Origin of the sequence: Arthrobacter ruber, assembly GCF_002954225.1 — a bacterium.
Taxonomy (GTDB): Bacteria; Actinomycetota; Actinomycetes; order Actinomycetales; family Micrococcaceae; genus Arthrobacter_D; species Arthrobacter_D ruber.
The window spans coordinates 414,949-428,754 of sequence record NZ_PPTH01000017.1 but is presented as its reverse complement, the minus strand read 5'-3'; the positions used below and the strand labels follow the sequence as shown (position 1 = coordinate 428,754).

Genomic DNA, 13,806 nt, shown 5'->3' with positions numbered 1-13,806 from the left:
CTGATGCGGCGTGAGACGGCACTCCCGGGCGGCTGCATACCCACTGCTCACCCACAGGAGTTGCCGGATGCCCCGGATCGTTGTCGACGTCATGCCCAAGCCCGAGATCCTCGACCCGCAGGGTAAGGCGATCGCAGGCGCACTCCCCCGGATCGGCCTCACCGGTTTCACCGCTGTCCGCCAGGGCAAGCGGTTCGAGCTGACCGTGGACGGTGACGTCACGGACGAGGTCCTCGAGCAGGCCCGCCATGCCGCCACCACGCTGCTGTCCAACCCCGTCATCGAGGATGTCACGCGCGTGGAGGTTCTCGAGGAGGACGCCCAGTGACCTCCTCCCCTGTCGAGACCCCCCTCATCGGCGGCCCGCAGCCCCTCGCACCGGCCGACGCGGCCAGTCCGCTCGACGGCGTAAGCGTGGGTGTCGTGACCTTTCCCGGCACCCTGGACGACCGCGACGCCGCCCGCGCCGTGCGGCTCGCCGGGGGCAGCGCCGTCCAGCTCTGGCACGGTGACCACGACCTGCAGGGCGTGGACGCCGTGATCATCCCCGGCGGCTTCTCCTACGGCGACTACCTGCGCGCCGGCGCCATCTCCCGCTTCGCCCCGCTCATGGAGCAGATCACGGCGGCCGCCTCGGGTGGCGCCGACGCGCTCCCCGTGCTCGGCATCTGCAACGGCTTCCAGGTCCTGACCGAGGCGCACCTGCTGCCCGGGTCCATGATCAAGAACGAGTCCCTGCACTTCCTCTGCCGCGACCAGCGCCTGCGCGTGGAGAACGCCGGGACCTTCTGGACCTCGGAGTACGCGGAGGGCGAGGAACTCGTCATCCCGCTCAAGAACCAGGACGGGCAGTTCGTGGCCGACAACCGGACCCTCGACGAGCTCGAGGGCGAGGGCCGCGTGGTCTTCCGCTACGTCGGCGGCAACCCCAACGGATCGCGCCGCGACATCGCCGGCATCTCCAACGCGGCGGGCAACGTCGTCGGGCTCATGCCGCACCCCGAACACGCCGTCGAGGCGGGCTTCGGCCCCGACTCCTCCGCGCGCGGCGCCGTGGACCTCCGCGGCGGCACCGACGGACTCGGCATCTTCACCTCGGTACTCAAGAAACTGGTGGGCTAAGTGACTGCAGAGACGACGTCCCGGAAGTTCAACATCGACACCGTCGCCCACGCCGAGGCCACCCCGGATCAGGCGCTCCCCTGGGCCGAGCTCGGCCTCAAGGAGAACGAGTACCGGCGTGTCGAGGAGATCCTCGGCCGCCGGCCCACCGGCGCCGAACTCGCCATGTACTCGGTGATGTGGAGTGAGCACTGCTCCTACAAGTCCTCCAAGGTGCACCTGCGCCAGTTCGGCGAGAAAGTCACCGACGCCATGAAGGAGCACCTGCTCGTCGGCATCGGCGAGAACGCCGGCGTGGTGGACATCGGTGACGGCTGGGCCGTGACTTTTAAGGTGGAGAGCCACAACCACCCCTCCTTCGTGGAGCCCTACCAGGGCGCGGCCACCGGCGTCGGCGGGATCGTCCGTGACATCATCTCGATGGGCGCCCGCCCCGTGGCCGTCATGGATCCGCTGCGCTTCGGGGCGATCGACCACCCCGACACCGCGCGCCTGGTGCACGGGATCGTCGCGGGCATCGGCGGCTACGGCAACTCCCTCGGCCTGCCGAACATCGGCGGCGAAGTGGTGTTCGACTCCGTGTACCAGGGCAACCCGCTGGTCAACGCCCTCGCTGTCGGCGTGCTGCGGCACGAGGACATCCGCCTCGCCAACGCCTCCGGCGCGGGCAACAGGGTGGTCCTCTTCGGTGCCCGCACCGGCGGCGACGGCATCGGCGGCGCCTCGGTGCTCGCCTCGGAGTCCTTCGACTCCACGAAGCCCTCCAAGCGCCCGGCCGTGCAGGTGGGCGACCCCTTCGCCGAGAAGGTGCTCATCGAGTGCTGCCTCGAGCTGTTCAAGGCCTCCGTGGTGGAGGGCATCCAGGACCTCGGCGCCGCGGGCATCTCCTGCGCCACGTCGGAGCTGGCCTCCAACGGCGACGGCGGCATGCATGTGGAACTCACCAACGTGCTGCTGCGCGACCCGTCCCTCACCCCGGGTGAGATCCTCATGTCCGAGTCGCAGGAACGCATGATGGCCGTGGTGACACCCGAGAACGTCGCGGCATTCGAGGCGATCATGGACAAGTGGGCCGTGGAGTACTCGTGGCTCGGCGAGGTCACCGACACCGGGCGCCTCATCATCGAATGGGCCGGCGAGAAGATCGTCGACGTCGATCCCCGCACCGTGGCGCACGAGGGCCCCGTCTACGAGCGCCCCTACCACCGCCCTACCTGGCTGGACGGCGTCCAGGCGGATGCCTTCACCACCTCCTCGGCGGGCGTCGAGCGGCCGGCGGACCTGCGCGAGGCCGTCCTGGAACTGATGGCCTCGCCCAACATGTGCGCGAAGGACTGGGTGACCGACCAGTACGACCGCTACGTCCAGGGCAACACGGCCCTCGCCATGCCCGACGACGCCGGAGTGGTCCGCGTGGACGAGGAGACCGGCCTCGGCGTCGCGATCTCCACGGACGCCAACGGCCGGTACTCCTACCTCGACCCGTACGAGGGCGCACGCCTGGCCCTCGCCGAGGCCTACCGCAACGTGGCGACGTCGGGCGCCGCGCCCCTCGCCGTCACCGACTGCCTGAACTTCGGCTCCCCCGAGGACCCCGAGGTCATGTGGCAGTTCGCCGAGACCGTCCGGGGCCTCGCGGACGCCTGCCAGGAGCTCGGCGTGCCCGTGACCGGCGGCAACGTCTCGCTGTACAACCAGACCGGCGGCGTGGCCATCCACCCCACCCCGGTGGTCGGTGTCCTGGGCGTGTTCGACGACGTCGCCCGCCGCACGCCCTCGGGCTGGCGGGAGGACGGCCAGGCCGTCTACCTGCTGGGCACGACGGCGGACGAACTGGACGGCTCCGAGTGGGCCAATCTGCGCGGTCACCTCGGCGGACGGCCTCCGGCCCTGGACCTCACCGCCGAGAAGACGCTCGCGGCGATCCTCGTCAACTGCTCACGCGACGGCATGATCGACGCGGCGCACGACCTCTCCGAGGGCGGGCTCGCCGCCGGCCTGAGCGAGATGGCGCTGCGCTTCGACGTCGGCGCGCGGATCGGCCTCGACGAGCTGTGCGAGCGGGACGGCATCGACGCCTTCACCGCCCTGTTCAGCGAGAGCCAGGCACGCGCCGTCGTGAGCGTCCCCCGCTCGGAGGAGGTGCGCTTCAACGACATGTGCACGGCGCGGAACTTCCCCACCATGCGCATCGGCGTGGTGGACACCGAGAACCGGGCGCTCGACGTGCAGGGCTACTTCACCCTGCCGCTGGACGTCCTGCGCGAGGCCCACGAGGGGACGCTGCCGAAGCACTTCAGCTAGAGGCCGGGCCTGCCGGCACCGCCGCGGCGGGTGTCCTGCCCCCGGAGCCGAGGTCCCCGGACGCGGGGGCCTCGGCTCCCGGGGACGGCGGCGCACCCGTCATCCTGGTACGAACCGGTAGCCCATCCCCGCCTCGGTCAGCAGGTGCCGGGGCGAGCCGGGGTCCCGCTCGAGCTTCTTGCGCAGCTGCCGGATGTACAGGCGGAGGTAGCCGGAGTCGTTGACGTGCTGCGGCCCCCACACCTCCGTCAGCAGGATCTCCTGCGGTACGAGCCGCCCGGGATTGAGCATGAGTGTCTCGAGCAGCCGCCATTCGGTCCGGGTCAGGTGGATGTCCGCGCCGTCGGTCGTCCGGACCACGGACCTCGCCACGAGATCCACCCGCACGTCCCCGAAGGCCGCCCCGGCCTCCTCACGGACCGGGAGCCGGCGCCGGGTGAGGGCTCGCACGCGGGCGAGCAGCTCGTCGGTGAGGAACGGCTTCGTGACGTAGTCGTCAGCGCCGGCATCGAGAGCCTGGACCTTGTCGATCGAGTCCATCCGCCCCGAGATCACGAGGATCGGAACCGTACTCCAGCCGCGCAGCCCGTGGATGACGTCGATGCCGCCGAGGTGGGGCATACCGAGATCCAGCACCACGATGTCCGGATGGTGCTCCGCGGCCCGGCGGAGGGCGGCCCCGCCGTCGCCCGCCGTGACCACGTCGTAGTCGGACGCCGTGAACGTGATGCTGAGCGCGCGCAGGATCTGCGGATCGTCGTCGGCGATGAGGACCTTCATGCGGCACCCACGCTGTCCCCGCTGAGCAGCGCGGTCCCGGACCGCGGCGCATGCGGCAGGGACACCACCGACGTGAGCCCGCCGCCCGGTGTGTCCTCGAGGGTCAGGCTCCCGCCCATGCCCTCCACGAACCCGCTGGCCAGTGCCATCCCGAGGCCGAGTCCGGCGTCGTTGTCCGTGTCCCCGAGCCGCTGGAAGGGCAGGAGCACCTGGCCCTTCCGGTCGTCGGGGATGCCCGGACCGCGGTCGATGATGCGAAGCTCCGCCCGCCCGCCGAAATCGCTCACGGACAGCACCGGCGGCTCCGCACCGCCCGCATGGCGGGCCGCGTTGGACAGCAGGTTCACGAGGACGCGCTGCAGCAGCACGGCGTCGGCCAGGAGCAGCGGCGATTCGGCGGGCAGTTCCAGTTCGACGTCACCCGGGCCCAGGTCCAGCTCCTCCAGCGCGGGCAGGATGATGTCCTCCGGCCGCAGTGGTTCCAGCACGACACCCAGCACCCCGGCCTGGATGCGGCTTGCATCGAGCAGGTCGGTGACGAGGGTCGAGAGGGTGCCGAGGCTCTGCTCGGCGGTCTCCAGCAGGGCTGCCTGCTCCTCCGCTGAGAACGTGATCTCTGCGGACCTCAGGCTCGTGACGGCGGTCGTCGCGGCGGTGAGCGGCCGGCGGAGGTCGTGCCCGACGGCCGCGAGCAGCGCCGTGCGGACGCGGTCCGCCTCGGCGAGCGGTCCCACCTCGCTCGCTGTGCGCGCGAGGTCGCGGTACTCGAGGGCGGCGTCGATCTGGGCCGTGATCACCGCGAGCAGGCGGCGATCGGCGGCCTCGAGGGTGCGGCCCTCGAGCTGGAGCACCGCCCGCTCCCCCACGGGGATGCTGACCGGAACCGGTCCGGCGCCGTCCCCGTTCCTGCCGTCCCCGTCGCTGCTATCCCCGTCATTGCCGTCCCCTCCGGACGTCGCCGACGGCACGCCCGGCCCCGGCGGAGACATCCCGGACAGGACCGGTGTCGGGCCCCGGCGCCCGGCCCGTGACACCGCGGGTACGTCTTCGCACAGCAGTGAGCCGTCGGGGGCGCGCAGCCGCGCGGCGTCCAGCCCAAAGGCCTCCCGCGTGCGCGCCACGAGCGCCTGCAGCGTGTCCTGGCCGCGGAGCACCCCGCCCGCGACGGTCGCGAGCAGCTCGGATTCGGCCGCAGATCGTGACGCCGCGCGCGTCCGCCGGGCGGCCTGGTCCACCACGTAGCTGACCAGCACGGCGTTGACGATGTAGAGGCCCAGCGCCGTGAGGTGAGCGGGTTCGCCGATGGTGAGGGTGCGGATCGGGTCGATGAAGAAGAAGTCGAGCGTCAGCCCGGACAGGACGGCGGCGAACAGCGCCGGCCAGATGCCGCCGATCAGCGCGGCCACGATCACGAGCAGCTGGTAGCTGAGGACGTCCCCGGTGATGGACTCCTCGGAGCGCAGCGCCATGAGCAGCAGCGTCAGCAGCGGCCCGCCGATCAGGGCTACGAGGGCCCCGAGCAGGCGTCGGCGCCAGGACAGTGCTCCGCCGGCGTGCGGCAGCGCGAACCTGCGACCGGCCGAGGCGTGGTTGACGATGTGCACGTCGATCTCGCCGGACTCGCGGATCACGGTGGCACCGATGCCCGGGCCGGTGAGGAGGGCGGCGAGCCGCGAGCGGCGGCTCACACCGATGACGAGCTGGCTGGCGTTGGCCCCCTTGGCGAAGTCGACGAGGGCCCTGGACGTCTGGTCGCCCACCACCTCGTGGTAGGTGCCGCCCAGCTTCTGCAGGAGGGACCGCTGAGCCGCGAGCTCGGCGGGGTCGGCGTCGCGCAGGCCGTCCTGGTTGGTGACGTGCACGGCCAGCAGCTGCCCTCCCGTGGAGCGCGAGGCGATCCGGGCACCACGGCGGAGCAGGGTGCGGCCCTCGGGCCCGCCGGTCAGCGCGACGACGACACGCTCGCGCGCCTCCCACTTGTCGTCGATCCCCTGTTCAGCGCGATACCGCTGGAGGGCGCTGTCGACCTCGTCGGCGAGCCAGAGGAGCGTGAGCTCGCGCAGCGCGGTGAGGTTGCCCACCCGGAAGTAGTTGGACATCGCTGCGTCGATACGACCCGAGGGGTAGATGCACCCCTCGGCGAGTCGGACGCGCAGCGCCTCGGGGGCGAGGTCCACCACCTCCACCTGATCTGCCCGGCGCAGCACCTCGTCAGGCACGGTCTCGTGGTGCGGCACCCCGGTGATGCGTTCCACGACGTCGTTCAGGGACTCGATGTGCTGCACGTTGACGGTGGACATGACGTCGATCCCGGCGTCGAGCAGCGCCTCGACGTCCTGCCACCGCTTCTCGTGCCCGGTGCCCGGCGCGTTGGTGTGGGCCAGTTCGTCCACCAGCGCCACCCCGGGCCCCCGGGTCAGGACGGCCTCGAGATCGAGGTCCGTGAGGCGGACTCCCCGGTGGTCCTGGCTGCGCCTCGGCAGCACCTCGAGGCCCTCGGTCATGGCCTCGGTGGCGGTGCGGCCGTGCGTCTCGACGAGCGCGACGACGACGTCGCGCCCCTCGGAGCGGAGCCGACGGCCCTCCTCGAGCATCGCGTAGGTCTTCCCCACGCCCGGGGCCGCTCCCAGGAACACCCTCAACCGGCCTCGCGTCATGGCCTAAGTCTCCAGCGCGGCGAGGGCGATGTTCAACTGCAGCACGTCGACCCGCTGTTCCCCGAGGTAGCCGAGGTCGGGACCCTGCGTGTTCTCCTCCACGAGGGCTTCGACGTCGGTCTCGTCCAGACCGCGTTCGGCTGCGACGCGTGGCACCTGCAGCAGCGCGTACTCGGGGCTGATGTGGGGGTCGAGACCGGAGGCCGAAGCTGTCAGCGCGTCCGCGGGTACCGCGGAAAGGTTCGCCCCCTCGAGCTCCGCGACGGTAGCGCGCCGTTCCTCGATGGCCGCGACCAGGTCGGGGTTCTCGGGGCCGAGATTGCTGCCGCCGGAGGCGCCGCCGTCGTACCCGTTCCCGGCCGCGGACGGACGGGACTGGAACCATTGCGGGAGCGCCGCGCCCTCGGCGTCGGTGAAGCCCTGACCGATGATCGCGGAGCCGACGGTCTCGCCGTCGAGCGTGACGGGCTGCCCGTCGGCCCGGTCTCCGAACGCCGCCTGCCCCAGGGCGGTGATGACGAGCGGGTAGCCGACGCCGAGGACGAGGGTGAGGACGAGGGCTCGGACGGCGGTGCCGAGCTGTCGGACGGTGCTGCGGGAGGAGCTCATGGGATGCCATTTCGTGGACGTCGGCGGACGGGGATCAGAAACCGGGGATGAGGGAGAGCACGAGGTCGATGGCCTTGATGCCGATGAACGGCGCGATGATCCCACCGAGCCCATAGACGAGCAGGTTCCGGTCGAGGGTGCTCGATGCCGATGCGGCGCGGTACTTCACGCCGCGCAGCGAGAGCGGGATCAGGGCGATGATGATCAGCGCGTTGAAGATGACGGCGGCGAGGATCGCCGAGGACGGCGAGTTCAGCTGCATCACATTCAGGGCGGCGAGGCCCGGGAAGGCGCCGATGAACATGGCGGGGATGATCGCGAAGTACTTGGCGACGTCGTTCGCGATGGAGAAGGTGGTCAGTGCACCGCGCGTGATGAGCAGCTGCTTGCCGATCCGCACGATCTCGATGAGCTTGGTCGGATCGGAATCCAGGTCCACCATGTTCCCGGCCTCCTTCGCCGCCGAGGTGCCGGTGTTCATCGCGACGCCGACGTCCGCGAGCGCGAGGGCCGGGGCGTCGTTGGTGCCGTCGCCGGTCATGGCCACTAGCGCGCCTCCCTCCTGCTCCCTGCGGATGAGGCGCATCTTGTCCTCGGGCGTCGCTTCGGCCAGGTAGTCGTCCACGCCGGCCTCCGCGGCGATGGCCTTGGCCGTCAGTGGGTTGTCCCCCGTGATCATGACGGTGCGGATGCCCATGGTGCGTAGTTCGGCGAACCGTTCGGGCAGCCCGTCCTTCACGACGTCCTTGAGGTGGACCACCCCGAGCACCCGGGCACGGCCGGAGGCGTCCCGGACGGCGACCACGAGCGGGGTACCGCCGAGCTGGGAGATGCGTGTGACGGCGTCGTCGAGCTCCGCCGTGACGATGCCGGAGGCGGCGGCGACCCATTCGCGGACCGCGCTGCCGGCACCCTTCCGGACGGCCGAGCCGTCGGGGAAGTCCACACCGCTCATGCGGGTCAGGGCCGAGAACGGGACCACCGTTCCCTCGACCGCGGAGCGGATGAATCCCTCGGTGACGGCGAGTTCCACGACGGACGTGCCCTCGGGCGTCGGGTCGCTCAGGGACGACTGCGCGGCGGCGGTCACGAGTTCACGCCGGTCCGCGCCGCCCACGGTGACGAACTCGCTGGCCCGCCGGTTGCCGTAGGTGATGGTGCCGGTCTTGTCGAGCAGCAGGGTGGTCACGTCACCGGCGGCCTCCACCGCGCGGCCGGACATGGCGAGGACGTTGCGCTGCACGAGCCGGTCCATACCGGCGATACCGATCACGGAGAGCAGGGCACCGATGGTGGTGGGGATCAGGCAGACGAGCAGCGCGACGAGGACGGGCACGCTGACGGAGACGCCGGAGGAGCTCGCGATCGGGTTGATGGTCAGCACCACCACGGTGAAGACGATGGAGAGCGTGGCCAGCAGGATGTCGAGGGCCACCTCGTTGGGCGTCTTCTGCCGTTCGGCGCCTTCCACGAGGCGGATCATGCGGTCCACGAAGGTGTCGCCGGGCCGGCTGGTGATGCGGACGACGATGCGGTCGGACAGCACGCGCGTACCGCCCGTCACGGCGGACCGGTCTCCGCCGGATTCCCGGACCACGGGGGCGGATTCGCCGGTGATGGCCGACTCGTCCACCGAAGCGATGCCCCAGACGATCTCACCGTCACCCGGGATCAGTCCGTTGGCCTCGATCACCACCATGTCGCCGAGGGTCAGGTCCGACGACGGCACCTCCGCGATCGACGCCCGGAGAGCGCCCGGGTCGGTGTCCGCCGCGTAGTCGCGGATCACGCGCGCCGTCGTGCCGGTCCTCGCCTGCCGCAGACTGGATGCCTGTGCCTTACCGCGGCCCTCGGCCACCGACTCCGCAAGGTTCGCGAAGAGCACCGTGAGCCAGAGCCAGACGGCGATGAGCCACGCGAACGACGCCGGGACCTCGCTGCCGCCCGAGGCCTCGGGACCGCCGAGGAAGGGTTCGGCGATGGCGATGGCGGTGATCAGGACCGCGCCCACCTCGACGATGAACATGACGGGTGTGTGGAACATCTGCCGCGGGTCGAGCTTGCGGAAGGCGCCGGGCAGGGCCTCGGCGAGCTGGGCGGCGGAGAAAGCTCCACCGGGTGTCCTCGCGGGCCGGTTCCCCTCCGGTGCCGGGCTGTTACTGCTGCCGGCTGCCGGCTCTGTGATGGTGGACATGATCTAGAGCAATCCTTCCGCAAGCGGACCCAGTGCGAGCACGGGGAAGAAGGTGAGGGCGGTGACGATGACGGTGACGCCGACGAGCAGCGTGGCGGACTGCACGCGGTCCGTGGGCAGAGTCCCGGCGGTCGCGGGCACCCTGTCCTGGGCGGCGAAGGCGCCCGCGAGGGCGAGGACGAAGACGATGGGCAGGAAGCGCCCCAGCAGCATCACCACGCCGAGCGCCGTGTTGAGCCAGGGAGTATTGGCGGTGAGGCCCGCGAAGGCGGAGCCGTTGTTGTTGGCGGCGGAGGTGAACGCGTACAGCACCTCGGACATGCCGTGGAGACCGGGGTTGAGGATCGAGGTCCCGTCGATGTCGGCGCGGAGGACGGGAACAGCGAAGCTCAGGGCCGTCCCGGCGAGCACGAGGGCGGGCATGGTGAGGATGTAGAGGCTGGCGAGCTTGATCTCGCGGGCGCCGATCCTCTTGCCCAGGTATTCGGGCGTGCGGCCGACGAGGAGTCCGGAGACGAAGACGGTGACGACGGCGAGGACGAGCATGCCGTACAGCCCCGAGCCCACACCGCCGGGTGCCACCTCGCCGAGCATCATGTTGATCAGGGGGAGCATGCCGCCTATCGCCGTGTAGCTGTCATGCATCGAGTTCACGGCGCCCGTGGAGGTGAGCGTACTGACCGAGCCGAACAGGACGGACCCGACGATGCCGAAGCGCTGCTCCTTGCCCTCGGAGGCGGAGCCCGCGGCCTGGGCTGCGGCGCCGTGGGCGGACAGCTCCGCGAGGGTGGCGGCCGTGAACGAGACCAGGGAAATCACGGCCATGGCGCCCAGGATCGCGTAGCCCTGCCGGCGCTGCCCGATCATGGTGCCGAAGGTGCGCGGCAGACTGAACGGGATCGCGAGCATGAGGAGAACCTGGAACACGCTGGTCCACGGCGAGGGGCTCTCGAAGGGGTGCGCCGAGTTGGCGTTGAAGAAGCCTCCGCCGTTGGTGCCGAGCATCTTGATGGCCTCCTGCGAGGCGACGGGCCCTCCGGGGATGACCTGTTCGCCGCCGGTGAGGGTGGCGACGGTCGTGAACCCGTTGAAGTTCTGGATCACACCGCCGGAGAGGAGGATCAGGGCCGCGATGACAGCGCCGGGGAGCAGGATGCGCAGCACCGCGCGGGTGAGGTCCACCCAGAAGTTGCCGAGCGTCGCGCTGCGGCGTGCCACGAAGGCACGCACGAACGCGACGGCGACGGCCAGGCCGACGGCGGCGGAGACGAAGTTCTGCACGGCCAGGCCCACCATCTGCACGGTGTAGCCCAGGGTCACCTCAGGTGAGTAGGACTGCCAGTTGGTGTTGGTCACGAACGAGACGGCCGTGTTGAACCCCAGGCCCTCGGGGACGGCCGGCAGTCCGAGGGAGTAGGGCAGGAGGGCCTGCGTGCGCTGCTGCAGGTAGACGAGGAGCACGCTCACGGCGGAGAAGGCGAGCACCCCGGTGAGGTAGGAGCGCCACGACTGGGAGGACGCCGGGTCGACGCCGAGCACACGGTAGAACCCCCGCTCCACGCGGAGATCGTTCGTGCCGGTGAAGGTCCGCGCCATATGGTCGCCGAGCGGACGGTGGATCAGGGCGAGCACGACGACGACGGTCAGCAGCGGCAGGACGGCCGCGGCGAGGGTCATCAGAAACGCTCCGGACGTACGAGGGCGTACACGAGGTAGCCCAGGGCGGCGATGCCGAGGACCAGCGCGATCAGGTTGAAGACGATCACAGCTTCTCCACCGCCCGGGCGATCAGGGCGACCAGGGCGAACAGGGCCACGACACCCACGAGGTACACGACGTCAAGCACGAGGAACTCCATCGGACTGCGGTCCGCCGGGCTTCCTGCCGGGCGGGTGCCCGCACGGGGCACGGGCTCGATTACACACCCCGTGCCGGATCGAAAAGCCGATCCTCACGATTTCCTCATGGCCCTCGGTGAAACCCCTACGCGTTCTTGATGGCGGGGTCCGTCGGGGTGGTCCGGGGACGGTCCGCCGTACCGGATGCCGGGGCTTCGAGCGGCCGACGGGTGCTCAGGCGGCGCGGTGGACACCGAGAACCGGGCCCTCGACGTGCAGGGCTACGCTCCCGCCAGCTCCCGCGCCGCCTTCACGTAGCGCGACAGCACGTACCTCTGGGTCAGCCGGGTGACGGGCGAGGCGAGCCGGAACAGGAGGGTGGCCGGCACGCTGTACGCGGAGCAGATGAACAGCAGCCGGTCGTCCGCCGTCAGCTCGGCGTAGAACCCCTCCTCCCCCTTCACGGGGTGGCCGGGCAGCGTCCCGTAGCCGAATCCGCCGCGCTGCCCCGGTACCGCCCGTCCGGCCCCGTCGAGCTGCGGCTCGCGGGACCAGATGACGCGGCAGGGCGCCTTGATCCGGGCGGGCCCGATGCCGAAGCCGGCCACCACGCGGACACCGGGGTGGGCCCGGGCGGCGTCGGACTGCATGGTCAGCCCGGCCCGCCGGTGCAGGTCCCAGGCCAGGATCCCCTCCGTGAGGCTGATGAAGGCTGCGGAGGGGTCTTCGGTCGCGATCTCGTGGGACTCCACCATCACGGTGTAGCCGGGGGGCCAGCCGTCGTCGAGGGCCTCCGGGTAGGGCCTGTCCGTGGCGCCTTGCTCCTCGTACGTGAACCGGTCCATGCCTGCCTCTTCCCCTCCCGGTGGAGCCGATGTCCTCGCTCCAACCTAGCGGACCCGGAACCGCCCGAAGCAGGGGGAGCAGTGGCAGGATGGAGGTCCGGACCGGCGACGAAGGCGGGACTCCCATGGCATCAGGAACGGCCTCGAACAGGCACAACGGACACGGCGGACCCAGGGACACGGCGGACAGGGCGTCCGACGCCGCCGAGGAGGCCGTCAACTCCCGGGGGTTCGAACTCGCCGCCCGCGCGGGCTACGTGGCCGCGGGCATCCTGCACCTGCTGATCGGAGTCATCGCGTTCGGCCTCGCACGCGGCGGCTCGGGCAGCGCCGACCAGAGCGGGGCGATCGGGCGACTCGCAGGCAGCCCCGGCGGGACCCTGCTCCTGTGGTTCTGCTTCATCGGCTGCCTCGCCCTCGCCCTCTTCCAGCTCGCCACCACGGTCTTCGGCACGAAGACCCTCCGCGACCGGGAGAAGCTCAAGGCCCGCCTGAAGAGCGGCGGGCAGGCCGCGGTCTACGCCGCCATCGGCGTGACCTTCGGGCGGTACGCGCTGGGCGGTTCGAGCAACAGCAGCAGCAGTACCCGCTCCCTCAGCGCCACCCTGATGTCGAACCCGGCCGGCTCGGCCCTCCTCCTCGCGGTCGGTACGGGCATCCTGATGGTGGGCGGCTACTTCGTCTACAGCGGGGCCACCCGCAGGTTCCGCCGGAATCTCTCGGGTCTGCCCGCCGGTAGACCCGGCACGGCCGTGGTGGTGCTCGGGACCGTGGGGTACATCGCCAAGGGCTTCGCGCTCGGCGTCCTCGGCGTGCTCGTGGTCGTCGCCACCGTGACGAACAACCCGGAACAGTCCACCGGCCTCGACGGCGCCCTGAAGACCCTGCGCGACCAGCCCTTCGGTGCCTGGCTGCTCGGTGCCGTCGCGGTGGGCCTCATGGCCTACGGCGTCTTCATGATCATCCGTTCGAGATACCAGCGCATGTAGCCGCTACTGACGGAGCGCCGGCGCCTCCATCACGGGACACGTGTCCATCACGACGTCGAGCCCTGCCTCGGTCGCCCTGCGGGCGGCGTCCTCGTCGATCACGCCCAGCTGCAGCCATACGGCCCGGGCGCCGACCGCGATCGCCTGGTCCACCACGGCTCCCACGCGGGACGAGTTCACGAAACAGTCCACGACGTCGATGCTCCCGGGGATGTCCGCGAGCCGGGTGTAGCCCTTCTGCCCGTGGACGTCGTCGCCCTTGAGGCTCACCGGGATGATCTCCATGCCGAGGTTCTCCTGCAGGAAGCGCGAGACACCCACAGCCGCCCGGCGCGGATTGTCCGACAGCCCCACCACGGCCCAGCGTCCGCGCTCGGTCAGGAGCCTCCTGATGACCTGCGGATCGTTCTCGTGCGCCACGGCGCCTCCTGCTCCTCGTGCCGGGTGTCCCGACGGATTTGTTACAGC

12 protein-coding genes are annotated in these 13,806 nt (G+C 70.8%); 4 read left to right on the top strand and 8 right to left on the bottom strand.

All coding sequences use genetic code 11. From position 1 onward, the window contains the following. The first annotated feature begins 67 nt into the window (after nt 1–67). Genes purS through purL form a run of 3 tightly spaced genes read left to right on the top strand, consistent with a single transcriptional unit; the run spans nt 68 to nt 3,426 of the window. Entirely contained in the window at nt 68–328 is a 261-nt protein-coding gene (gene purS / locus CI785_RS13105; RefSeq protein ID WP_105032520.1) for a phosphoribosylformylglycinamidine synthase subunit PurS, read from the top strand. Then, nucleotides 325–1,122: a phosphoribosylformylglycinamidine synthase subunit PurQ gene (gene purQ / locus CI785_RS13100; protein WP_420808242.1), complete on the top strand. Its 798-nt coding sequence runs from the start codon at nt 325–327 to the stop codon at nt 1,120–1,122. Before purS ends, purQ begins: the two co-directional genes overlap by 4 nt. Next, nucleotides 1,123–3,426, top strand: coding sequence for a phosphoribosylformylglycinamidine synthase subunit PurL (gene purL, locus CI785_RS13095; protein ID WP_105032519.1), 2,304 nt, complete (start codon nt 1,123–1,125; stop codon nt 3,424–3,426). It abuts the gene before it with no gap. Nucleotides 3,427–3,525: 99 nt separating this feature from the next. On the opposite strand, the gene CI785_RS13090 is transcribed toward purL, so the two are convergent. The 7 genes from CI785_RS13090 to CI785_RS13060 all read right to left on the bottom strand — a co-directional run bounded on the left by CI785_RS13090 (nt 3,526) and on the right by CI785_RS13060 (nt 12,349). Then, nucleotides 3,526–4,206, bottom strand: a complete 681-nt coding sequence (locus tag CI785_RS13090) for a response regulator (RefSeq protein ID WP_105032518.1) — start codon at nt 4,204–4,206, stop codon at nt 3,526–3,528. After that, complete coding sequence (locus tag CI785_RS13085; RefSeq protein WP_105032517.1) at nt 4,203–6,863, bottom strand: DUF4118 domain-containing protein; 2,661 nt, start codon at nt 6,861–6,863, stop codon at nt 4,203–4,205. Before CI785_RS13085 ends, CI785_RS13090 begins: the two co-directional genes overlap by 4 nt. A gap of 3 nt (nt 6,864–6,866) precedes the next feature. Then, nucleotides 6,867–7,472, bottom strand: a complete 606-nt coding sequence (gene kdpC, locus CI785_RS13080) for a potassium-transporting ATPase subunit KdpC (RefSeq protein ID WP_105032516.1) — start codon at nt 7,470–7,472, stop codon at nt 6,867–6,869. Between the two features lie 34 nt (nt 7,473–7,506). Continuing rightward, nucleotides 7,507–9,666 carry a potassium-transporting ATPase subunit KdpB gene (gene kdpB, locus CI785_RS13075; protein ID WP_105032515.1) on the bottom strand — a complete coding sequence of 720 codons (2,160 nt, stop codon included), beginning with the start codon at nt 9,664–9,666 and terminating at the stop codon, nt 7,507–7,509. Between the two features lie 3 nt (nt 9,667–9,669). Beyond that, a complete protein-coding gene (gene kdpA / locus CI785_RS13070; protein ID WP_105032514.1) occupies nt 9,670–11,343 on the bottom strand; it encodes a potassium-transporting ATPase subunit KdpA in 1,674 nt (557 codons plus the stop codon). Beyond that, nucleotides 11,343–11,432, bottom strand: a complete 90-nt coding sequence (gene kdpF, locus CI785_RS13065) for a K(+)-transporting ATPase subunit F (RefSeq protein ID WP_055770995.1) — start codon at nt 11,430–11,432, stop codon at nt 11,343–11,345. The genes kdpA and kdpF overlap by 1 nt, the downstream gene beginning before the upstream one ends. Before the next feature lie 353 nt (nt 11,433–11,785). Continuing rightward, a complete protein-coding gene (locus CI785_RS13060; protein ID WP_105032513.1) occupies nt 11,786–12,349 on the bottom strand; it encodes a DUF1990 family protein in 564 nt (187 codons plus the stop codon). A 125-nt stretch (nt 12,350–12,474) separates the two neighbouring features. Between CI785_RS13060 and CI785_RS13055 the strand changes: the two genes are divergently transcribed. After that, on the top strand, nt 12,475–13,338 hold the full coding sequence (locus tag CI785_RS13055) for a DUF1206 domain-containing protein (RefSeq protein WP_105032684.1): 864 nt from the start codon (nt 12,475–12,477) through the stop codon (nt 13,336–13,338). A 3-nt stretch (nt 13,339–13,341) separates the two neighbouring features. Here the strand turns inward: CI785_RS13055 and CI785_RS13050 are convergent, their stop codons facing one another. Continuing rightward, nucleotides 13,342–13,758, bottom strand: coding sequence for a CoA-binding protein (locus CI785_RS13050; RefSeq protein WP_105032512.1), 417 nt, complete (start codon nt 13,756–13,758; stop codon nt 13,342–13,344). Between the last annotated feature and the right edge of the window lie 48 nt (nt 13,759–13,806).